At 63.6% G+C, this 23,271-nt stretch carries 17 protein-coding genes; 3 read left to right on the top strand and 14 right to left on the bottom strand.

All coding sequences use genetic code 11. From position 1 onward, the window contains the following. Nucleotides 1–3: 3 nt before the first annotated feature. Complete coding sequence (locus A5697_RS17970; protein ID WP_068011574.1) at nt 4–1,350, top strand: hypothetical protein; 1,347 nt, start codon at nt 4–6, stop codon at nt 1,348–1,350. Next, nucleotides 1,350–2,600: a hypothetical protein gene (locus A5697_RS17965; RefSeq protein ID WP_068011567.1), complete on the top strand. Its 1,251-nt coding sequence runs from the start codon at nt 1,350–1,352 to the stop codon at nt 2,598–2,600. The genes A5697_RS17970 and A5697_RS17965 overlap by 1 nt, the downstream gene beginning before the upstream one ends. A 135-nt stretch (nt 2,601–2,735) precedes the next feature. Here A5697_RS17965 and A5697_RS17960 read toward each other — a convergent pair whose 3' ends face one another. Continuing rightward, nucleotides 2,736–3,818: a hypothetical protein gene (locus A5697_RS17960; RefSeq protein ID WP_068011566.1), complete on the bottom strand. Its 1,083-nt coding sequence runs from the start codon at nt 3,816–3,818 to the stop codon at nt 2,736–2,738. Nucleotides 3,819–3,838: 20 nt separating this feature from the next. Next, complete coding sequence (locus tag A5697_RS17955; protein ID WP_231972099.1) at nt 3,839–5,503, bottom strand: aldehyde dehydrogenase; 1,665 nt, start codon at nt 5,501–5,503, stop codon at nt 3,839–3,841. Here A5697_RS17955 and A5697_RS17950 point away from each other — a divergent pair. After that, nucleotides 5,445–6,107 (top strand): GntR family transcriptional regulator, encoded by a 663-nt coding sequence (locus tag A5697_RS17950; RefSeq protein WP_068011564.1) that lies wholly within the window; start codon nt 5,445–5,447, stop codon nt 6,105–6,107. The two genes, A5697_RS17955 and A5697_RS17950, sit on opposite strands and share 59 nt — an antisense overlap. Here A5697_RS17950 and A5697_RS17945 read toward each other — a convergent pair. The 12 genes from A5697_RS17945 to A5697_RS17885 form a co-directional block, all read right to left on the bottom strand. Further along, nucleotides 6,088–7,062 (bottom strand): hypothetical protein, encoded by a 975-nt coding sequence (locus tag A5697_RS17945; RefSeq protein WP_197501058.1) that lies wholly within the window; start codon nt 7,060–7,062, stop codon nt 6,088–6,090. The two genes, A5697_RS17950 and A5697_RS17945, sit on opposite strands and share 20 nt — an antisense overlap. A 2-nt stretch (nt 7,063–7,064) precedes the next feature. Continuing rightward, nucleotides 7,065–8,318 (bottom strand): cytochrome P450, encoded by a 1,254-nt coding sequence (locus A5697_RS17940; RefSeq protein WP_068011562.1) that lies wholly within the window; start codon nt 8,316–8,318, stop codon nt 7,065–7,067. Further along, entirely contained in the window at nt 8,315–9,700 is a 1,386-nt protein-coding gene (locus tag A5697_RS17935) for a phosphotransferase family protein (RefSeq protein WP_068011561.1), read from the bottom strand. The genes A5697_RS17940 and A5697_RS17935 overlap by 4 nt, the downstream gene beginning before the upstream one ends. Further along, nucleotides 9,700–10,680, bottom strand: a complete 981-nt coding sequence (locus tag A5697_RS17930) for a cyclase family protein (RefSeq protein WP_082953464.1) — start codon at nt 10,678–10,680, stop codon at nt 9,700–9,702. The genes A5697_RS17935 and A5697_RS17930 overlap by 1 nt, the downstream gene beginning before the upstream one ends. A 3-nt stretch (nt 10,681–10,683) precedes the next feature. Next, nucleotides 10,684–11,676 (bottom strand): hypothetical protein, encoded by a 993-nt coding sequence (locus tag A5697_RS17925; RefSeq protein WP_068011560.1) that lies wholly within the window; start codon nt 11,674–11,676, stop codon nt 10,684–10,686. 171 nt (nt 11,677–11,847) lie between these two features. Beyond that, a complete protein-coding gene (gene car, locus A5697_RS17920; protein WP_068011559.1) occupies nt 11,848–15,402 on the bottom strand; it encodes a carboxylic acid reductase in 3,555 nt (1,184 codons plus the stop codon). A gap of 715 nt (nt 15,403–16,117) precedes the next feature. Continuing rightward, nucleotides 16,118–17,722 (bottom strand): MCE family protein, encoded by a 1,605-nt coding sequence (locus A5697_RS17910; RefSeq protein ID WP_068011557.1) that lies wholly within the window; start codon nt 17,720–17,722, stop codon nt 16,118–16,120. After that, the gene (locus A5697_RS17905; RefSeq protein ID WP_068011572.1) at nt 17,722–18,915 is read right to left on the bottom strand and encodes an MCE family protein; all 1,194 of its coding nucleotides are present in this window, start codon (nt 18,913–18,915) and stop codon (nt 17,722–17,724) included. Before A5697_RS17905 ends, A5697_RS17910 begins: the two co-directional genes overlap by 1 nt. A 2-nt stretch (nt 18,916–18,917) precedes the next feature. Further along, a complete protein-coding gene (locus A5697_RS17900; RefSeq protein ID WP_082953465.1) occupies nt 18,918–20,330 on the bottom strand; it encodes an MCE family protein in 1,413 nt (470 codons plus the stop codon). Nucleotides 20,331–20,335: 5 nt separating this feature from the next. After that, complete coding sequence (locus A5697_RS17895) at nt 20,336–21,418, bottom strand: MCE family protein (protein ID WP_068011555.1); 1,083 nt, start codon at nt 21,416–21,418, stop codon at nt 20,336–20,338. Continuing rightward, nucleotides 21,415–22,443: an MCE family protein gene (locus tag A5697_RS17890; RefSeq protein WP_068011554.1), complete on the bottom strand. Its 1,029-nt coding sequence runs from the start codon at nt 22,441–22,443 to the stop codon at nt 21,415–21,417. The genes A5697_RS17895 and A5697_RS17890 overlap by 4 nt, the downstream gene beginning before the upstream one ends. Next, nucleotides 22,440–23,271, bottom strand: an 832-nt coding sequence (locus tag A5697_RS17885; RefSeq protein WP_156673348.1) for an MCE family protein, incomplete at its 5' end; no start/stop codon positions are given. The genes A5697_RS17885 and A5697_RS17890, both read right to left, overlap by 4 nt.

Here is a 23,271-nt window from a genome sequence, read left to right as displayed (position 1 = left end):
CCGGTGATGCGGCTGGCGCTTTTGGACCAGGCCGCGTTCCTACGGCTGCGGGCCACCGGTCAAGGCAGCACGGTGCAATGCACGTGGGTGTACGACCGGGACGTGAACATCGACGAGTTGCGCGCCTTCAAAGACGATCTCGGTGCCGGCCTCCTCGGACGGCGCATCGAGCGCTCACCGCTGCCATTCGGTCGTCATCGCTGGGTGCTCGACAACCATTCACCCGACATCGCGCTGGAGCCGCGACAACCGCGGTCGGCGATCGGCGCGTGGATCGAAAGACGCGCACAGGTACCCGTCGACCCCGAGTTCGGCCCTACGTTTCATCTGGGCGTACTGCCGCTGGACGACGGCGGCGCGGCGGTCACCCTGGTGTCATCACACTGCGTCGTCGATGGGCTCGCGGCGATATCGGCGGTAACCGAGGCGGTCAACAAGGAGAGACGCAATCGCGGCTACCCACAGCCGAATTCACGCAGCCGGGCGCGCGCCGTCTCCGAGGACCTGGCCGATGCGGTGCGTTCCCTGCCGGTGGTCATCCGCGCCCTGATCGCGACCGTGGTGATCCTGCTCAAGGCTTCATCCCGTTCCCGGCCTGCGCCCGGGGCGCACCGGCCCGGTGCGCTCTCAGCGGTAAATAATGAGCCGACGGGACTCCCATCGGTGACGATCCAAACCGACGCCGCCGCATGGGACGCCCGTGCGCGCAATCTGAACGGGAGCAGCAACACACTCTTCGTCGCATTCGCGGCCCGGCTGGCGCATCGAATCGGCAGGGTGCTTCCAGACGGGAACGCGGTGACGGTGGTACTCCCCGTCAGCGATCGCACCAGCGACGACGACCGAGCCAATGCACTGACCTCAATCACACTGGCCGTCGATGCCGCAGCGGTGGCCCACGACTTGAGTTGCGTGCGGGCCGATATCAAGAGAATGCTGACGTCGCTGCACCTAAAGCCCAACGAAATGCTCGCGGGATTGCCGCTCGTTCCGTTCACACCACGCTGGCTCGTCCGCCACGCCGAAGGCATCGCCATGTCAACCGGCCAACTTCCGGTCGGGTGCTCGAACCTCGGAAGCCTAGATCCCGCCTTTGGCCGCATCGATGGTGCGGATGCAGCCGAGGTCTCCATCCGGCTGGCCGAGCAGGGCATCACACGCCGCCGCATCGAGCAGACCCGTGGCCAATTGTTCTGCAGCACTGGAACGATCAACGGCAGCCGATTTCTCAACGTCATCGCGTGCCAGGACGGCGCCGGCAACACCGCAGCGGAAGCCCGCGAGCTCGCGTGCAGCGCGCTGGCCGACCTGAAGCTGGGGGCATCAACCGTCTACGAAGGCCAGCTCTGATGGTGGGCCTCGACCTCAGAGCGACTGAAAGCCGCCGCCCCCTGATGTATGCGGGTATCACCGCCACGATTGCGGCCTGGGCGGTCGTCGTGCTGTGGTTCGCGATCAAGATCGTTCCACTAGACGTCTATTGGATGTCGTATTACTCAGCCGACTACACGCATGGCTTCGTGCGGCGCGGTCTCGCAGGCGAATTGCTGCGCTTCGTCCCGGGACACTACTTCTCCGTCGCGCTGAGTCTGCGGTGGCTGTCGACGGCGGTGTATCTGGGCGGCCTGGCAACGGTCGCGGGCTTGGTGCTCTTCGGTCACCCGAGGTCTGAACGCAGGCTGATGGTCGCGATGCTGATTCCGTTGCTGCCCTTCGGAGTTCCGTTCGCGGCATATTCGGCCCGGCCCGACCTGTTCGGGGCGGCGGCGCTGGCGCTGTTCTGCTCGGCGTTGATGTTCGCACGTTCCCGCGCCGTCGCGATGACATGGTGCGCGGCCTACGGTGTCGCGATTGCCGCGTTGGCCCTCGTGCACGAGGCGGTCGGCCTGCAGTTCGCACTGGGGGCCGTGCTGGCGATCGTCGTCCTGGGCGGTGCGCTCAAAGGCGCCCAGGGCCCCGGTGTGCTCCTCGCGGTGACGCCGGGCGTCTGCACGACCGCCGCCGTCGCGGCGTTCGGTCGTCACGACGTCGCCGCTCGGCTGTGCGCGTCCGTCCCCCACCACTTGATGCCCAACCCGTTCGCGACCGTCACGTCGCCAACCACGTTGCTGCGGTATGTCATCGACGGGCAACCGCAGCAAACCGACTACCACGACTGGGTGTGCCGCAATGTGATGCCCAACTACGACAACGGAATCGCGGATGCCATCCGAGCCGTCGGCCACATCGGAATGGTCGGCCTCACCATGTCCCTGGTGTTCGGAGTTGCCGCCGTTGTGGTGACGATGTGGGGGCTCAGCAACATTTCGGGCGTGCCGCTTGCCGCGTTCCTCGACGCGCTGCGGGGCCGGATGGCCTGGGTCGCCGCCGGGTCGGTGTTGATCTTTCCGGTCTTCCTGACCGGCTATGACTGGACCCGGTGGCTGACGATCGTGGCGTTCGACGTCGGCGTGGTGTTCGCCCTCTTCGCCTCGCGCGGGCCGGAAATCGGGCATGAGGCAACTCCGAAAACGTTGCGGCTGTTCATCATTCTCGCGATCGCGCTCGCACTGATCCCGGTGGGCGCGGTCCCGGGTTTCGGCGGTCCGCGGATGGTTTAGCCCTGTCGTGTCCGTTTCGGTTGCATTCGCCGTCCCGTCACGCGGCGATCGTCTTACCGGCACGCAGGCGGAGCCGGCGGTGATGGTGCTCATGAACGGTCGGCCAATCGAGACGAGGACAGCTGTGCGGACCCATTAGCGGGCGAGGTATCCGCCGGCGTGGGGTGGCAGCGTCAGGTTGTTGAGAAGGCCCGCCTCGGCAGCGCACACCGCGGGGATGGCGTTGAGCAATAGCGTTGCCACCGCGAGGGATACGGCCCGACCGGAGCCGTTAGTGGTGGCGAGGGCGATTTCGGAATCCACGGTCATGTCGCCGTCGATGTGCAATAGCCACCTGCTGTCGCCGCCGGGCCATTCGGGTGCCACCTCGTCCGTAACCCGCCAGATCAGCTCGAAACGGAGGGCAGGCCGCCCGTGCACGATGCCCTCAAGGCACATTTTCATGGCAGCGATGGTGCCCGCTTCGATGGTGCCCGCCGCGATGGTCAGGTCGTGCTCTGTCGCCGCGACCTCGCGGCGGTATTTGACATCCTCGAGCTCAACCCCCATGGCGTCGGCCAACATTCGCATTGACAGATAGAACGGCGATTTTTCCACCTGGCTGAAGTGGGCGTCCAACGGCGTTTGCGCGTCGGCGGGGAGGCCGAATCCGATGGCATCGCGCACCATGTGGATCGAAGTGTAGCGGCTCATGTCGACGATTTCGCTGACCCGGACGGTGTCAATGCGCCCGCATAGCCGAGTGAGCTGCATCGGCCATAAGTCCATGGCAAAGCCGGGGTTGATGCCAATGTGTAAGAACGACGCGTCGCCCTCCTCACACGCTCGGCTCAGCCGCAGGTAGGTGTCCGGGCCGGCGCCGGGCAGCTGGACGTCGGGGCCGAGATAGGCCAGGTGTTCGTGGGCGCTCGACACGACGTTTTTTCCCGAGGCAAGGAGCCGACAGATGTCGTCGACGGCGCCGCGGCCGCCGTCGAGGGTACCGCCGAGCGGGCTGTAGCAGACGCAGTCGGCATCGAGCGCCAGGATCGCCTCGATGTCATCGGTGGCGAGGACTCCCGTGGCCGCGGAACCCAGCAACTCGCCGGCGTCGGCGCCGACCTTGGCCTTGTTGTAAACACGAACACCGGCAAGTTCGAAGTCCGGGCGTTCGCCGATGATCCGCAATGCATGCATACCGACGTTGCCGGTTCCCCATTGGATCACGCGATAGGACATCGGTCGGTTACCTCTACTTTCTAGATCCGTGCGCCGGGCAACAGTGACTGCAGCTCGACGTACTGGTCGATACCTTCGGTTCCGCCCTCCCGGCCAATGCCGCTGTCCTTGAAACCACCCAGCGGCGCGGCGAAGTCGGGCATGTATTGGTTGATACCAACCGATCCGGTGCGGATACGCCGGGCGATGTCCATGCCACGCTCGGTGTCGTTCGTCCAGATGGTGCCGGCGAGTCCGTAACGCGAATTGTTTGCGATGCTTATCGCGTCGTCAACGTCGTCGTAGGCAATCACGGCCAGTACCGGGCCGAAGATCTCCTCTTGCGCAATGCGCATACCCCGGTCGACCTCGCCGAACACCGTCGGCTGCACGTACCACCCCACGTCCAAGTCCTTCGGCATCCCCTTGCCCCCCACGACGGCCCGGGCGCCCTCCTGCTGGCCCATGGCGATGTAGTCCTCGACGCGCTGCTGCTGCCGTCGCGTGACCAGCGGGCCGACTTCCGTTTTCGGGTCAGTGGGATCGCCGACCGTCAGCGATGCGGCGAGGGCCGCGACCGCATCGATAACCGCCTCATAGTTGTTCCGCGAGGCTAGAATTCGTGTCTGCGCCACGCATGCCTGACCATTGTTGGCGAAAGACGCGAACCGCAATCCATCGGCCATGACGTGTAGGTCGGCGTCATCGAGCACGATCGCCGCCGACTTTCCCCCAAGCTCCAAGCTGACCCTTTTGAGCTGTTCACCGCACGCTGACGCGATCCGGCGGCCCGTGTCGGTCGACCCGGTGAACGACACCTTGTCTACACCGGGATGGCGGATCAAGAACTCGCCCGTGTCGCGGGCGCCGGTGACCACATTGACCACACCGGGCGGCAGCCCGACTTCATCCAGGATCTCGGCGAGTCGCAACGCGTCGATCGGCGTCTCGGCCGCGGGTTTGAGCACCACGGGGCAGCCCGCGAGCAATGCGGGCACCAACTTTGTCAAAGCGCCCAGCTGCGGCATGTTCCACGGCACGATCGCAGCGACCACGCCCACGGGTGTTCTCCGCACGACCGTATCGGCCAGTTCGCCGCGTCGGTCCTCCTCCCAGGGATAGTCGCGGGCAATCTTGATGCCGGCGTTGATGATCATCACCCCCGGCAACGCCTGCCCGAACTGGCTGTAAGAGATCGGCGATCCCATTTCCTCGGTGACAAGCGCCGCCATTTCATCGACGTGCGGCTCGTAGGCTCGGGCAAGCGCTGAAAGGTACTCGGCGCGCTCGTGCGGAGCCAGACGCGGCCACGGCCCCTCGTCGAACGCCGCTCGCGCGGCCATCACCGCACTGTCGACATCTTCGGCAGTCGCGAAGGGCGCGTTACCCATGACCTGCTCGGTGTGCGGCGAGACGACGTCGATGACGTCGCTGGACGCGCCGGAAACCCATGCGCCGCCGATATAAAGCCGGTCATATGCGTGCACCGCGCTTGCCTCCTTCGACCGGTCGCGGATCCAGCGTAATCGAGCATTTTGCAGAATGTCTACAATATCGGTCGCCCGAGAGCATGAATCGACAATGTGGTCCGCATTTGCCTGTCCCACCCTCGTTTGAAATCGACGACGGCGAAGGTAAGGTCGACCGATGAGCCATCCGGTGAGCATCAGCTCGCGCCTGTCGCGCCGCAGCAGCGGCGAGCTCATCGCCGACCATCTCCGGCGCCAGATCATCACTGGCGAACTGGCCGCAGGCCAACGGCTCACCCAAGAAGAGATCGCTGGGCAACTAGGAACCAGCCGGGTGCCTGTCCGCGAAGCCCTTGTCATCCTCGAGCAGGAAGGCTGGGTGAAGATGGAGATGCATCGGGGTGGGTTCGTCCTTCCGATCGAGACATCGGTCGGTGACAACGCCGAGGTGTGGGACCTGGTCTTCGGCTTGGTCGTTCGTCGCGCGGTGGCCCGCATGACTCCCGAATGTGACGCCCGGCTCGCCGAGATCGCTGCCGCGCTCAACGCTGCGCATGACCCGGCCACCGTTTCTGGCCTATGCGAGGACTATCTCGACTCATTGTTCGACACGGCTAGCGCCCCGGCTGTCGCTCGCATGGTTCGGCGCACCCGCGCCACATCGATTGACACGATATTCGGCGTGGCGCCCGACACCATCGAGGTCAGCCGGCGGGGCACCCTGGCGGTGATCTCGGCGATACGCGCCGGCGACAGCGAGCGCGCGAACGCAGCTCATGCGGCGATGCAACGCAAATGCCTCAAGCTGCTGATGAAGGCGTTCAAGGAGCGCGGCAAATGATGGCCTCGGCGCGGCCGTCGATCCACCAGTCGGAATTCCCCATGCTGTAGCGCACTGACCGGGTGTCACCGTCGCGGGTGCAGGTGCCGTCGGCGCCGAGCATCGCAATGCCGGCGATTGACGGCCGCTCCCCCTGCGGGTCGATGCGCCACGTCCACGACTGGTCAGCGAACTCGTAACGAATCGTCTCCGGAAAGCCGTTGGCCCGCACCGTTGCCTCCGCCGAGACATCGGTGGTTGCGACGAACACGCCCTGTTCGTCGTGGAGCATCGCAAACCCCCATCCGTCTGCGCCGTAGGCGAACGTGGCCTGGATCATCGATCCGTCATCGTATTCGTTGGCGATTTGCTGCCAGCAGATCTCCCGGCCGCGACCATAAGGTGCGTTGATCCAGTCGGAGCCTGGCGAGAAGTAATGAATCTCGTGTCCGACGAATCCTTCGACGGCACGGTCCAAACACGTGCCACGGACGCGATACTTGGATGTCGCCGACAAGCATGCCCCGCCGTCCCACGTGTTGAACCACTGTACGGCCGGCCCTACCGCGTCGCCGCCGACCGAGACGACATTTGCGTCGTTCCAGACGCAATCGTTCGGGGAATGCTCAAAGCGGAAGCACTCGCCGTCGCCAACCTCCTCTTTGCTGACGAACACGACGGTGTCACCGCCGCCGAGGACCGAGGTGGGGCCACTCCACATCTGCTCGCTTCGCACGTCACGCTGGAGTTGACCGCCTGGCTGGGCAACGAAAACCCAACGCATAGTCGATTTTTCGGCTTCGACCGCGCGCAGCATCCTGAGGAGATTGCCCTGCTCGTCCCGCAGCGAGCCATAAAGGTAGGAACCGGTCTTGCGCAGACCGAAGTACGTAGACGACGGGAGAAGCAGATCGGCTGTGAATGTGCATTCGCCGATCAAGCATGCACCGCCGAAGTCTCCTGGTTGTGCAACCACGCTCAGCTCGCCGCAGGCGCGAACACGACAGGAAGGGCATCCGGTGAACGCAGCGGCAAGCCGACGATCTTCGGCGGGGCGGCTCCGGGATCCAGCCGCAGGTGTGGCAGTCGCTGCACGATCACCTCGAGGGCGATCCGATTCTCCATCCGGGCCAGATGCATGCCCAGGCACGAATGGGCGCCGATCGCGAACGCCAGATGTGGGTTGGGCTTTCGTTGAATGTCGAACCTGTCCGGATCCGCGAACACCTTTTCGTCGCGGTTGGCCGCGCCGATGAACAACGTCACCACTGACCCGGCGGGGATGTCGATCCCGCCGAGTCGGCTGTCGCGAGTGCTGATCCGGCCGGTGTTGAAGATCGGCGGCTCCCAGCGCAGGCTTTCTTCGACCGCCTGCGGAATCAGCCCTGGATTCAGCCGCACCGTCTCCAATTGGTCCGGGTGAGTCAGCAACGCGTACAGCAGGTTTCCCAATGAGCGGTAGGTCGTCTCGATGCCGGCGGGCAACAGCAGGCGCAGGAACGCGAAGATCTCCTCGTCGCTGAGCCGTTGGCCGTCAGCCTCGGCCTGGACGAGTTCGGTGATCAGGTCGTCCTGGGGGTCGCGGCGCCGCTGCTCAACCAACTCGGCGAAGTAGTCGCGCAGCGCGTTGAAGGCCGCCATGCCGCGGTCCCAGTTCGTACCGATGCCGATCACTTCGATTGACCACTTCTGGAAGCGCTCTGCATCGCTCTGCGGCAGGCCGAGAATCCGCGCAATCACGCGCACCGGCAATGCGAAAGTGAAACGCCGGACGAGATCGGCCCGGCCGTCGCCGGCGAAAGAATCGACCAGCTCCTGGGCCAGCGGGCGCACAAGCTCGTTTTCCCACCGCAGCAGGAGCTTTGGCCGGAATGCCTTGAAGACTATCGAGCGGTGTATGTGGTGTTCCGGCTCATCCATCGCCACTATGGTGTTGGCCAACAGCGGCCCGACGCTCTGGGCGATCAGGGACGACGAGTACGTCACGTCGTCGCGGAACGCCGCGGCCACCTCGGCATAGCCAAGAACGTTGTACGTCTTGCCCATGCCGCCGTCGCCCTCGCCCCCGGGGCTCATTGACGGGGCCATGGGGAGCGGCCATTTTCGCTGAACAGCGTTGCGCCGCCGGGCTTCGGCGACATAGGGATGCGGATCGACAGCCGCGCCGATCTGCAGGGTGTCAGGCAGCTCGAACGTGCCGGCCTGACTGTCGGCAGAGCCGTTGATGGTCATCGGGCTACCTCCCTGGCCGCCAGGGGCTCGAATTCCCCTGAGGCGGAGTCGATCATCATCGGCTTGATTAGGTACTCGCGTCGGCGTTCGACGCGGGCAAACAACCACACCAGCCGCTCGAGGTGCTCGGCCGGAGCTGCCGCGACGATGGCGCTCAGTGCCTCCATGCCGGCGTCACGTGTGTCGGGACGCCATCCCAGCACCGCAGCCATGTCGTTAAGGTCCGCCGTGAGCAGGTCGGCCCCGACGTCCGACTTGAGTCGGATGGCCCTTGCGATGGCCGTGGCCGACGTGATGTGGAATCGCCCGGCGTTGTCGGAGGCGGCAGGTTCGCAATTCAGCTCCAGCTGCTCGACCAGGAATGATTCCAGCGAAGAGTGTTGAGAAACGGGAGTTTCCGGCAGTTCGGGTGGCTCGATCTCGATACCGATGGCCTCGGCGATTGCATCGCCGAGCCCCCGCCGCAAGGTGGCGTCCCAACCGAAAGAGGGCAGTGTGTGCTGCAGGCGGGCCGTCGGGTATTGCATCACCGGGCACACCCCCATAGGAGTGAGGAGCATCGACATCACCGTGTAGAAGCACACCGCCTGGCGATCGATCGGACGGCCGCTGACCCGCTCGTAGTGGGCGAACGGCTCGGCCAGCGGACCCGTGGGGTAGAGCATGTTGCGCATCCGGATTACCCCCAGGTCGAGCATCGGGTCCCCGATGTGGGCGAGTTCCCAGTCGATCAGGGCGGTGACGTGTCCGTCGGCGAACATGAACTGGCCCGGGCCCGTATCCGCCTGCACGAAGCTGACGCGACGATCGCCGGCGGGAACGTTGGCGTGCAGCCACCAAATGCCGAGTTCGAGAAACGGCTCCGGTCGCAGCTTGGGGCGCCAGCGGTTGAAGTCCTCTTCGATGTACTTGAACTTTCCTCCGAAGGCCGCCTCTTCGGGCGTATCTGGGATAGTGAGCCCCGACAGGTGCACCGAGTCGACGTCTACCCGGTGCAGCTTGGCGAGTTCCTCGATGTATTCGGTCATCACCTGGGCGCGGGTGGTGTCGTCGATGGCAGTGGATATCTCGTTGCTGCCGTCGACACGCTCCATGAGAATGACCCCGTGTTCCTCATTGAAGCCGAAGAATTCGGGCACCTTCAGGCCGCAGCCCTGCAGCGCCTCGAGAACCCTGGCCTCGTGGGCGATGTCAAAGTGCTTCAAAAAGCCGGCGCCCGCAACATCGTCGCGCTTTGACCTGGCAAGGACACCGATCGGGCCCTCCGGCCGCTCAACGGTCAGGAAATGGTGTGGCCGCCATCGGATCTGCTGTTCGACGTCGACAACACGTCCCCCACACTGGCGCTCGGCCCACGCGATGACTTCCTCCGGCAGTGTCATCAGAACACCGCCACGGGGTTGACCGGCGATCCCGACCCACCTACCACCCGCAGCGGCGTGACCAGGAACTGGAACTCCCAGCGACGGAGTTCGGCGCAGACCGCAGCCAACTCTTCGAGGTCGCAGTTGTCGATGAGCGGCATTCCCATCGCATAGAGCGCGTAGACGTGAATCATCGCACCGGCCACCCGCGGATAGGGTGGGGGAAGCGGCTCCTGTGGTCCGTCGCAACCGATTACGGCGATCTCGCGGTCGCGCAACCACGGCATGCATGCCGGGTGCCAGCCGGCCCGTTGTCCCCATCGCGCGTCATCGTGCGGATCGCTGTAAGACTCAGCGGTCTCGGGGCTGGCGGCGGCCCAGCGGCCGGTTCGAAGCAACAGGATGTCGCCGGGGCCCACGGTGACGCCTTGGGCCGCCGCCGTCGCCTCAAGATCGTCGGGGGTGACGGCTCGACCGCCTGCTAGGGCCGTGACTCCTTCGGCACGAGGCACATCGAGAAGCACGCCGCGGCCCACGATGCCCCCCTTCATCGCGGTCACCGCCCCGAACAGCGCACCGTGCTCGGAGGTCACCAGCCCCGATGGGCGGTCGTTGTAGATCTGGCCCTTCCAAAACAGGTGCGCCACCGAATCGATATGGGTGACGTTGGTGCCGTGGTACACCAGCCCGAAGAACTCGACGGCGGAGCCGAGGTCACCGCGACCGAGTGTGGTGGGGGGAACGCCGGGGGCGCGGTCGACTCCCTCGCCGCTCGCGACGTAGTACATCTGGGCGCAGTTATCGGGGTGTCCATAGGCGGTGATGAGGTCACGCGCGCAGGACACGGTGCGCCCCTCGGTGACCAGACGCGCAGCCGCAGTTCGGTGCTCAGGCTTGATCAGGTTCAGGGTGCCGAGCTGGTCGTCCGGGCCCCACCTGCCCCAGTTCTTCAGGTCGTCGATGTATGCGGCCACGTCGGCGTCGGTCGGCAGCGTCATGGCTCAGCGCCCCCGGGCCAGTTGGAAAGGCACCATCGCCATGTCCAGGATCTCGGGCGTGATCATGCCGCCGGCATATTCGACCCAGCACCAGCTTCGGGCCGGTTCCTTGCCGGAAGAGGTGCTGGTGAGCGGCCCGAACACGTGCAGTGGGCTGCCGCTGGAGTCGAATGCGAAAGAGTAAGAGTCGGATCCGATGGTGGCGTCCAGACTTACCATGCGGCCGGCGTCATTGAACCCCGGTTTGGCCACGATGTCCTTGTGCACGGTCGTGACACCGTTTTTGACCTGGTACCCCGGTCCGAACGCCATCCCGTCACGGCCTTGCCAGAAGCTGCCGCCGCCGACCTCGCCGTCGGTGAACTCGTGTAGCCACGACACCCACATGCCCTGAAGATGTCGGGCGATCGCCAATTCGGTATAGGCCATACCCGGCGGCCCGTAGGCGAAGTCTTGGTGGGCATACCCCGACACCTCTAGCCCGTCGACGGTGCCGGTGGCGTGCATCAGTTCGTGGCGGTAGTAAACGTCGTGGTCGATGCCGCCCTGTTCAGGGACGTGGGTGATGACGATGTCACTGACGGTCTTGCCGTGGATTTCCCACCTGCCGCTGGCGTCATGCCAATGAAACCCGTTGGCATCTCGCTCTATTCGGCCGCTCCAGTAGGTCAGCTGGACCCGGGTGCCGTCGTCGAGGTATTGCAGCGGCTCGTACCAGTCCAGCGTCGAGTATTCGGAGAACAGGTGTTCAGCGTCGGTGTCCATGCCCTTGTGCAGCTTGCGGAAACCGCAGACCGGCGACACCACGTGGGTCATGCCGACGATGAAGTCGTCGGTTCCCCGCACACCCCAGTAGTCCTGGTCCGACTCGTCGCGCACCATCGCGCCCACCCAGATACCACCGAGCCCCGTACCGTCGGCCGGCACCCACTCGCGCCGGTAGTGCTCTAGCGACGGGGTCTGGCGGATAACCTCGAACTCGATGTTCTCGAACATTGCGTTCTCCTTTGCTGTTTGGTGGTCAGAGGCCCCGAGCTATGCGGAATGGTTTCATCGATCAGATCGAAGATCTCGGGAGTCAGGCCGGCCTCGTACTCGACCCAGCACCAGCTTCGGACCGGCTGCCGACCCGAAGAATCGCCGACCAGATGGCGGGGCTGCGTCATTTCACTCCTCCCCCGGCGCGCCAGGGCATGGATCCAGCAGTCCGAGCGCCTCCAGGTCGGTCAGGTACTTCTCGATGATGGGCTTGCCAACGTGCGGGATATCGCCAGCCGGGCCGATGGCTACGTCGATCACCGCGGCGCGGAAGCGGTCCGCGGGAGCGAACGCACCCCGTGTCGGCGGCAGCGGATGTCGATAGGTCGCCATCAGCGGCAGCAGCGAGGCTTGCCTCTGCTTTTCCGGCAGGTTACGCAGTGCGCTGTCGAACCGGCCAAACCATTGGTCGTGGTCACCGATCCGCTCGATGGGACAGCCGGTTTCGATCATCCAGTCGACGTACTCGTCGAGGCCTATCGCGTCGTCATGCGGATTGACGATGTGAAAGGTCTGGAAGCCTTTGGCTTCCCCTGCCGCGATCGCTGTCAGTGTCGAGATGGATTCCGCGACGAAATCCACCGGCAGGGCGTCAAAGTGCGCCCTGGCTCGTCGACCGTCGTGATCCGGTAGATAGAAGGATTTCGGCGCCAGGCCGGTCGCCGCGATGCTCAGGATCAGCCGCGTGACCATGTCCGGCACGTTGAGCTGGCCGCGGTAGGTCGTTTCGGCCATGATCATGTCACAGCGAAACACGCGCACGGGTAGCTCACAGTGATCATTGGCCTCGCGCAGCAGGACCTCAGCGGCCCACTTGCTGTTGGCGTAGCCGTTGGCGTACGTGTCGTCGACCAGCCGTGTTGGGCTGATCGTCCGGATATCAGCGTCCTCGGTGAACTTCGCGGAATCGATCGTCGCCCCAACACCGACCGACGAAACGTAGGCGATCAGCTTCTGCCGGGTGGTCAGCGCTAAGCGAATCAGCTCCGCGGTGCCGAGCACGTTGGGGCCGAACAGCTCCCGATAGGGCAGCATGTGGTTGACCAGGGCGGCTGGGTCGATGATCAGATCAACAGTGTCGGCTAGGTGTTGCCAGCTTGCCTGCGCCAGGCCGAGATCCGCGTCGCCCTTGTCGCCGGCGAGCACTTCGAGGTGGTCGGCGGCCAGCCTCCGATACCTCGACAGCAGGTTGGCATCTCCACTGTCGAATGTGTTGTCGAGCCGGGTGCGTGCGGCCGCGTCGTCCTTGGCGCGAACCAAACAGATCACAGTTCCGTCGACGAGGGCCATCCGTTGCAGCCATTCCAAAAGTAGATAGCGGCCCAGATAACCGGTCGCACCGGTGAGCAACACGGTGCGCACATCGCTATTGGGGCCCGCGAGCGCATGCGCACCCTCAAGCGTCGCGGAGTCGAGGAACTTGTCGAGGGTGAGGTCGCGGGTATCCGCAACGGTAGCTCCTGCGCCATGCACGGAGGCGAACGTCGGTCGGCGCGTGTCGGTCGCCCGTTGCGCCTCGATGAAATTGGCAACGGATTGCAGGTCGTTGGCCGGGCTGATGAGTACGTCGACGGGCACGTCGACGGCGAAGATATCGTTGAGGGCGTCGGCGAACGTCAACGCAGTCAAGGAATCTCCACCGAGGTCGGTGAAGCGCGCGCTGGACGGCGGGGTGGCGCCGGGAACGCCCAGCAGCGCGCTAGCGGCCGCGCACACCGTCTCGACTATCGGCTGGGTCGCGGCCCGATCACGAAGCTCACCCAGCCGCGTGTTCTGGGCCTGAGCGTGTTCGTCGTACAGCTGCTCGAGGCGAGCGCCGTAGTGTCGCAGAAGGTTCGGGCGTGACGGTTTGCGGATGCCGGACAGCAGACCGTTGTCGAGGGTGAACGGGTACGGCTCGACGATGATGTCGCGCGGGACTTCGTAGCTTCGCAGGTCGGCGTCGCGCGCGGCTTCTTGCAGCGAGCGAATGAGCATGGGTTTGAGTGCGTCGATGTCCCGTTGAGCCAGCGCAGCCTCGGTGGGAACCACGACCGCCAAGAGGTATGGCCGCTCCCCGTTGCCGTACACGTAGATCTGATGAATCAGATCACAATCGGCGTACACGGCTTCCAGTTTCGAGATGGTGACGAACTCGCCTTGGGAAAGCTTGATGACGTTGTTCCGGCGATCGACGTAGCGCAGTTCGTCGGGGCCGAGTTCCTCGACGACATCCCCGGTCCGGTAGAAGCCGTCCTCGTCGAAGACTTCGGCGGTCAGTTCGGGCCTTTTGTAATACCCGCGAAACAGCGTGTTGGACTTGATCAACAGCTCGCCGCGCGGATACGGCCGATCTGTGCTGAAGTACCCCAGCTCGGGCACATCAGCCAGCTTGTAAGCGGTCACTGGGGGTCGCTGCACCTTGCAGTCGATGACCACCGAGCCGGATTCGGTCGCGCCAAGCGCATTCATCAGATGCGAGTCGAGCAGCCTTTCGACCCAGTCCGCCAGGTGTGCGGAGATCGGCGCGGAACCCGTCAAGGCCGAGATATATCGGCCGCCGAGCACCCGGGTTCGAAGATCGGCCAGAATGTCTTCTTCGGTTGGGCCGGCGGTGGCGGCGCCGCCACCCCGGGCGCGTAATTCATTGCGGTACTCACCGTGCAGCATCTCCCAGATGCGCGGCACAAAGTTCAGCTGGGTGGGGCGTACAAGTGATAGGTCGTCCAAGAATGTCGAGAGGTCGCTCTTTGCGGTGAAATACGCGGTGCCGCCGGCACCCAGTGTCGAATACAGCATCGCGCGACCGGCGGTATGGCTCATCGGCATGTAATTCAAGGTGATCGCCGGGATCGCAAATCCGCGTTCCGTCAGCACGGCCGCCGTAACGGTCCATACGCCCTTGGCCAGCCCCTCGGGCTGCATGGCGCCCTTTGGGCTTCCGCTGCTTCCCGAGGTATAGACGATGGCCGCGAGTCGGTCGTCGTCGGCCGGCGGCTCCGGTGGTAGGGGTCTGGCCGCGCCACGCTGCAAGAGCTCCTCGATGGTTTCCAAGACGACGGAACTGCCCGCCGCGGCGAGGCGTGCGCGCGCTTCATCAAGGTTTCGCTGGTGCTCGTCGAGCTGCGGGTGGCGGTCAAAAACCACGAGGATGGCCGGTGTGGCCGCACCAAGTGCCAGCTCCACACCGTCGTTGAGATACGCGGCGCTGCAAGCGATCACGGACGGCTCGATTTCCTCGACTATCCGTCGCAGTTGCCCGACCGGCGCTCCGGCGTGCAGCGGCACCGAAACCGCGCTCATCAACGGTGCCGCCAAATCGATAGTGGTGTAGTCGACACTGCAGAAACCCAGCGTGGCGACACGATCGCCCGCGGACACTGCGCCGTCGGCCAGTGCGCTGGCCACTGCCGACACCCGCTGCCACAGTTCGCGGTACGTCACGAAATCAAACCATGGCAGCATCTCGAGACGCTGCGCGCCGGTGGACGCCTCGCGCACCACCTCGACGGCTCGCCTGCCCAGGGCCGGCCGGTCCGCATAACCATCGGCCACGGTGCGCATGAGGCCGGCCAAACCGATTTGCGGCCGCAGGATGGCTCGACTCACGTCTTCTCGCGGCAAGGCCGCCGCGAACTGAGCGTCGTTCGTCAACAGGTCGGCGACCCTGCGCGCCAACTTTTCGGTGTGACTGTCAGCGAGCATAGGGCACCGTCGACATGCCGTCTTCCTTCCGCAACCGTTGGCAGGATTGCAGACATTCTACATTCTGCGCCGCCAGCGGCTAGAGCAAATGGCGGAGAGCCGAAACATTGCTATGGGCTTGCGCTGCGGGCGCGGACAGGCTTCGGTGGCAGCGGGTATGGGCGTACTCAGGTTGCTGTGCTGCGACAGTGAGCTCCGACGTTGTTATGCCGGCCCTAGTCCTTCGGCGTGAGCTTGAACGGCATTTCAATCTCCAACGGGCGACTGCGGCCGCAGGCGCCGCTGGGCGCTGTGGTCGTATCCCACCCCAGGAGAGCCGACGTACCGTTTGGGTCAGGGTAGAACTTATAAATCTGCTTGCCAGGAGCGGTGCTGCCGTCCTCACACTTTTCCCAGTTATCGACGGTATGGGTCACAAACCACATACCGCTCCGGTAAATCGCGCCGGAGTTCCAACCCGCGTCGCTGGTGACTTGCCCAGAGCAGTCGAAGATATCGGCACAGCTCGAAACTATGGTCCACGTACTCGAAACCGTTGCTTCGTCGTGAAATCTCTGGTTCGTCTTGGCCCATTGCCCATCTGACCGTGCAATGTAGGTCCCGTTGAGGGCGGGTTGGTCGTTAGAAGCATGGCCAGGCGCGATGACGGACGAAACCAGGACTGCCACAACGCTTTCTACGGCGACGAACCGAAAACCACGGGGTAATAAGTTGTTCACGACGGGCGGCGCTGTGGTTGCAAGACAAGGTCTTTCCAACTCTTGTGTGCCCCTGCGGCCAAGTCGCTCTGTTCGACCACCAACCCGTTCGGCGACATGTACCGCCCTGTACGCGGATCATAGGGAACGACGGCGACCGACGGCCCGTCCGGCGCGGTGATGTGCGCGGAGCTCGGCGCCGCGGGCCCCGGACCGGCCGGGGCGTCCGGGGAACCTGGTGGGGGGCCCGGTACCACCTGCCCCGGGACTTGCGGCGCCGGCGGCGCAGGTGCTGCCGCTGGACCGCTGCCGCCCGCCGGCGGAGTCCCCTCAACTGGCCCGAATGTGTGGTCGCCGGTGCTAGCTCGGTCGTCGGGCGGCACGCCCTGCGAAATGAGGTTGGGGTCGATGGGGTTTGGCCCCAGCGCATGTTGACGCATGCTCAACGGCATGTAGGGCTTGTCGCTGTCGCAGATTTGCACGGTGGGAGCTCGTTTACCCGGATGGGCCATGCAGGGCAGGTTCCGTGCGCCTCGCACGAGGATGGGCGAGTCTTGCGGCAATTTGCAATACAGCCCATCCGGTGTGTCCACGGTGGTGGTATCTGCCGGCGACCGCCACTGGGACGGCGGTAGGAATCCCACAGTGCAGGCGGGCGGATCACCGGATTCGATCCGAAAGTTACCCAGCGGCAGACCGGTCGCGTTGTTGTTCGGCGCGATGGCCTGAAGGTCGGCGAAGTAAGGGGGGATGAGCACAAGAAGCTGCTCAAGCGAAGGCAGGTAGGTGACACCGACCTGCCCGAGGCTGGTGAGGTTGGCAAGCAGCACGGGCAAGGTCGGCTTGACGCTGTTGAGGAGGCGTGAAACTTCCTGCAGCGCGCCCGGACCGGTCTGCAGGATTGTCCGCACGTGTGGGTCGTCGGCGACAAGCTGGTCTGTGACGCCGGCAAGGCTATGCGCCAATTGCCGGGTTGCTTCCGCGGACTGAACTTGCCCGTCGAGCAGCGGCGCGCTGTCCTCGATCAGAGAGCGGATTCGTCCGGCGACACCCCGAGTCTCGTGCGATATCTTGGCCGAGGAGTCGAGTAGCGACCCCAGGTCAAATCCGGCGTCGTTGAGGCCCTGGGAAGATTCGTCGATCAAGGCAGCGAGCTTGTCTTTGGGCACACTGCCCAGCAGCGCGCTCACTCGATCGAGCATCGGCCCGACCGGTTGTGGAATCGAGGTGTGTGCGACGTCGATCACCGCGCCGTCGTGCAGGTAAGGGGGCGACGCTGTGCGTGGCCGGAGGTCGACGTACTGCTCTCCGATCGCGGAAACACTGCGTACCTGTGCGGTTAGCTCAGCGGGAATTTTTGGCGTCGTGGCCAACGAAAGTGTCGCTGTGGCACCAGTTCGCGTCAGTTTCAGGCCAGTGACTTTGCCGACCTCCACCCCACGGTATGTGACGTTGGCGAGGCGATAGAGGCCGCCGGTGTCGGCGAGTTGCATGGTGACGGTGATGCGACCCAACCCGAGCATGGTGGGGACCTGGAGGTATTTGACCACCATCGTGGTTAGAGCGGCCACGGAGGCGATCATGAAGATTGCCAACTGGATTCGAACGAATCGTGTCAACATCAGTGTGGCCCGTCCGGTGGCGCGCCGGGCGGCGGCGAGTCGCTCCCATCGGGCGGCTCGGGCGCTGCTGACTCCGGCGTTGCGGGAGCAGGCGCTAGCGGTGCCGTCAGGGGGTTATGGGTGTAGAAGGCGTCGTAACCTGGGTCTCCCGGTGCGGGGACGAGGAGTGCGTGTTCGTTTCCCCATCGTGTGCCCGAAAGCAGGGTTCGCTTTAGCCGCGGAAGGGTTAAATCCATGACGGCGAACAGGTTCATGTAGTCGCCGCGAACGCCGCGGTCGATCAGGTTTTGCCCGAACGGCATCACCGGTAGGAATGCGAGCGCCGTGTCGATCTCTGGACCGACGTCAGCAAGCGCGCGCACCGTGGGGGCCAGGTTTTGGAGATCGGCGACGAGGTCGGCTTGACTGTCCTTGACCAATCGTGAGGTGGTATCACTGAAAATCCGCATCTTGTCTAGGGCGTCGATGAGCCTTGGTCGCTCTGCGATGAGGACATCTAGTGCCGGCGGAATCTCGTTGAGCGCTTCGGTAATCACGCCGCGCTGGTCGGCCAAAGTGCCAGACAGGCGGTCAACAGCCGATATTGCTTCGACGACAGCCGAGCGTTGGCGGTCGAACACTCCGACGAATTTGTCGAGGCGGGTGAGCAGGTCGCGGGCCTGCGATTCTCGACCGTCCAGCCCCAGATTGAAGTTGTGGATGATTTCACCGATCTGGCCCAGGCCCCCTGAATTAACCAATGCTGACAGCGTTGACAAAGTCCGTTCTGTTGATGGGTAGACAGAGGACCTGCTCAACGAAATCGTTGCACCGGATACGAGTCTCCCTCTGGGGGATTGTCCTAGTGGTGGGTCCAGGGACAAATGCATCGAACCCAACAGGCTCGTTTGCCCAACGCGGGCTATGACATTGGCGGGAACAACGACATTCGGTTCCACGGAAATTTCCACATCGGCATGCCCGTTGTCGACCGTCATCTTGGCGATGCTGCCGACCGCGACGTCGTTCATCATCACGGGCGAATTCGGTTCCAAAGTACCGACGTTGGCGACTTCCACGTGGTAGACGTGCGCGTGATGCCCGCGCCCGACGGCGCCAGGGAGTGGCAGTGAGTTGAGACCTTGAAACCCGCATCCTGCGGTGGCAAGTGCGACACAGCAGCCCGCCGTGGCGCCGCGTACGGTGGCTGTCAGATTCACGGTCCCTGCCCTGTTGAGGGTAGGTCGGTGGGCGCGATGTCTACTGGCGGGTTCGGAACGGGCGGAACCGCCGGCGGACTTTGCTTGGGTGCATATTGTGGTGGGACTAATAGGTCAGACAGGTCTTTTCGTGCCGGCTCCGGGGGAGGTAACGGCGGACCGTATCCCGGCGGGGGCGGTGTGTCTCCGGCGCCGGTGTAGGCCGATATAGCCGGTGGGCTGCTTGGCAATTGCGGTTTGGGGCCGGCACCCCCCGGCGCCAGATCCGGCTCGGTGTAGAGCAGATCCTCGGGAGGCGGGACAGAGGTCAGCACGGGGTTCACCGGGAAAGGGAGGTAATTGAAGCTGGCCTGATTCAGTGCAGGCCCAAGGTACTCAGCGCATAATTTCGCCGTTTCAGGAGCGGTCGCGTTCTCGATCGCTCCGATCATGCCGCAGAAGAACTGTGTCGGGTTACTGAAGTTGGAGAAGGTGAAGATTCCCGTCGCCCCTCCATCTCGTGGGTCGAACATGTTCAGTGTGTTGGCCACCGCGGTGGGTGCTACGTGGAGAATCTGCTCGAGGTCCTTCTGGTGCTCGACGATATTTTGGGTCACATCTGCCAACAGTTGGATTTGATCAGCCACTTGCCCTCGCGTGCCATGAACAAACCGCTGCACCTCGCCGACGACGTCGGAAACGTTTTTCAATGCAGCGTCCAAGTCGGCTCTGCTGCCGTCGAGGACGCTGCTGAGTGTGGCCAGCCGGCCCTGGAATTGCACGATCTGGTCGGTGCTGTCGCGAAGCGCCGCTATGAATGTCTGGAGATTCTTGATGACCTCGACGATGTTTCCGCTGCCGTCGGCGAGGATGCGCCCAATCCCGGAGAGCTGGTTGAGCGTCTCGCGCAGCTTGCTTCCATTACCGGCCATGGCGTCAGCCGCGCTGTTAACGAACCTCGCTGTCGAAGTGTCCGAAACACCGCCTCTCGGTCCGAGTTGCTCCGCTAACCGCGTCAGCTGGGTTTTGACCTCATCCCATTCGACCGGCACGGCCGTTCTTTCAACGGGAATTGTTGCGCCACTGGGCATCTCAGGACCATGCCCCCGGTAGGCGGGCGCCAGCTGGACGTATCGTGCGGAGACGAGATTTGGAGCGACGATCACCGCTTTGGCATCGGCGGGAATGCGCACCGAGTGATCCACCAACAGTGTCATCTGCGTCTGCGTGCCTCGGGGTTCAATCGATTTGACGGTCCCCACTTTTACCCCGGCGACTCTGACGTGGTCACCGGGGTATATCGCCGTGGTAGTCACGAAGTCGGCGATGATCGTCTTCGGCGCGAAGCAAGTGGCATTGATGATTACCACCGTTCCGCCCAGCACTCCTGCGCACAACGCGAAGATGGTTACGAGACGAACACGGTGCATTGTAATCATCGCGGGCCCTGCGGAATCCCGTTGTAAGGGAACGGAACCTCGGCCCTTGGCCCCGGGTTACCCGGAGGTATCCCTGGAGTGGTCCCTCTTCTGAACCGGAAGTAGTAGTCGAAAAAGGGCTGCAGCATGGACCCCTGGGTAAGGTTGGGGATGTAACCTACGTAGTAGGGGCCGTTGGCCACGAGTTCGCTGAGGCCGCTTTCAAACTTGGCCAGCCCCGGCAGGGCCTTAGCAAGGTTATCGCGGTTCTTCTGCAAAACTTTCGTGACCGAGTTGAGTTTTTCCAGCATGGGTGACAACTGCTTTTCGTTTTCTGCGATCAGTCCCGAGATGTGCTGGGCCAAAGCGGAAGTGTCCGCTAGCAGCCGCACGATGGCGGCCCGACGTTGCACCAAAACGCCGGTCAAATCGTTGGCGTTGAGGAGCAATGAATTCACTTGTTGGCTGCGCTCCGACAAGATTCCGGTCACCGCCGAGGTGTGTTTAAGAAGCTCTTTGACCGTTTCATTTCGGCTGTTGACCGACCGTGACAACCGTGACAGGCCATCAAAGGTCGGTCCCAGTTGGGGGGCAATTTGATCGATGGTGGCGCTGAGGACGTCGAGGGCTTGATTCAATGATTGGGTGTCTGTGTTGGACGCATTGGCCGTGAGGTCGCTGACTGCGTCAGTTAGCGAATACGGTGAAGAGGTGCGGCTTGCTGGGATGCACTCGAGCGGTCGCATGGTGCGAAGTCCCATCGGGTCCAGCGTCAACATCCGCTGCCCGAGCATTGTGGCGGTGCGGATGTGCGCGGTTGTCTCCGATCCGAGCGGAATCGAACTCTTGATGGCGAACGTCACCACTGCATCGCCGTCACGCAGTGACACGTCTGCCACGGCTCCGACCTTCACGCCGGAGACCTTCACAGCGTTGCCTGCCTCCAATCCCGCCGCCTCGGTAAACACCGCCTGGTATCGCACAGTGGTCGTCCTTGCCAGCAACTGCTGGGGCTGCAACCCGACCGCGATGATGAGCACGACGAGAACTCCACCGATGAACCCGGAGCGAATCAGCTTTCTTCCGCGATACTTGTTCATGGGTTTTCAGCGCACCTGCCCGTTTCTTGGGTGATCCACGGGAAGACTGCGGTGCGACCTTGCAGGTCGCTCACCCGCACCGTAACGCCGCAAAGGTAGTAGTTGAAGAAACTGCCGTAAGATCCCATCCGCGCCAGCTTGCGGTAGTCCTCCGGGAGCTTTTGCAGCACACCGTCGATGCGGTCCTTGCCCGCATCGAGGGATGGCGCGAGGCGGTTGAGTTGGCCCACGGTCGCGGCGAGGGGCGGTCGAGCACCCGCCAGCAGACTCACCAGTGACGTAGTGCCTTTGCTCAGGGAATCAATCGCTCCTCCGATGGAATCGCGATGGGCTGATAACTCGCCGATGAGACGATGAAGTCTATCGACGGTTCCCGCGAACTTGTTGCCGTCGGCTGCCACGGTTTTCATGGCCGCATTGAGGTTGTCAATGAGCTGCTGGAGGATTTGCCCGTTGTCGGCCAATGCATTGGTAAACGACGAAGTTTGCGAGAGCAGCGACTCCATGGTCCCGCCCTGGCCTTGCATAATCTGAACGAGAGAAGTGGTCAGCCGGTTGACGTCTTGCGGATTCAGACCCTGGACGACGGGCTTGAGTCCGTTGAGCAACACATCGAGATCGAGCGCCGGCATAGTGTGGTCCAGCTGGATTCGTGACCCAGGTGGCATGAACTGCGTCGAGCCGGGGCCGTCGATTATCTCGAGATAGCGATCGCCGACGAGGTTAAGGTAACGCACGGCCGCACGAGCACCGATCGTCAACTTGACCGTCCGGTCGGCGTTGAAGTCAACGACCACTTTGTGATCCGGCTGCAGCGCAACAGCTTCGACGGTGCCGACGCGAATTCCTGCGATCCTGACCGAATCTCCAGAGCGCAGGTCTGACGCCTCCAGAAATAGTGCTGAGTACGACGCGGTGGAGCCGCCTCGATAATCCCCGAAGACGGCGAATAGGCCTGCGGTGAGGGCCAGCATGACCGTTATGAATGCACCGAATTTCAGCAATGTGCCGCGCAAACTGGTCATCCCGGCATCCCGATCTGCGCCGAATTGCGAGGTGGACCGTCAAGTCGGCGCCCTAGCAAGAGTTCAGCGAGTGCTGCCGTGTTGAGGTGGATACCCTCGTTGCCGTACTTCCACGGATTCGTACCCACGTCGGCCACCACGTAGGGTGGGCGGGTCTCGAAGGGGACTTGCGGCAGCCCCACACAGTGCGGCCCCCCGGTGGCGGCAACTTTCGGCAGATCGGACGGATACCGGTAGCGGTCTGCACCCCACTGAAAACTGGCCATTACCTCGGCACCGGGAACTCTCGACGGCGGCAGTTTGGCCATTGGTATGGCACCGGCCAGTGCGCAGTTGAGTGCCTGGTTGTATTGGTTGGTGAGCCCGGTGATGGGGTTGAGCAGGTGTAGCACATCGGTCAGCGCCTGCCGATTGGTCCCCACGACATCGTGCCCGATGTCGCCGAGGCCGATGACGGCGACTAGGAAGGCATCGACGTCGCGTTGGCGCTGCACCACGGTGCGGCTGAGTGAGCTGACGTTCCGTGTGGTTCTGAGCAGGTCCGGTGCGGCGTCAGCGTATGCGTTGACCACCGTAGGCGCATCATCGATGTCGTGACTCAACTTATCTAGACCCGGCTCGATTTCGGTCAGAGCAGCATCGAGATCGCTGATCATCTCGCCCATCTTCTGACCTCGGCCACTGATGCCGGTTGCGATCGCCGTCAATGTCTGGTTCAACTTCTCAGGCGGGACCGCCGACAGGACCGAACTAAGTTGCTCAAACACTGTGTTGATCTCAACGGTGACGTGTTCACTGCTGATCACTTGTCCAGCCTTTATCGGCTCA

The organism is Mycobacterium sp. E3251 (assembly GCF_001666835.1).
Classification (GTDB): Bacteria; Actinomycetota; Actinomycetes; order Mycobacteriales; family Mycobacteriaceae; genus Mycobacterium.
The sequence above is the reverse complement of the archived record's forward strand: the minus strand, read 5'-3'. Positions and strand labels throughout refer to the sequence as shown.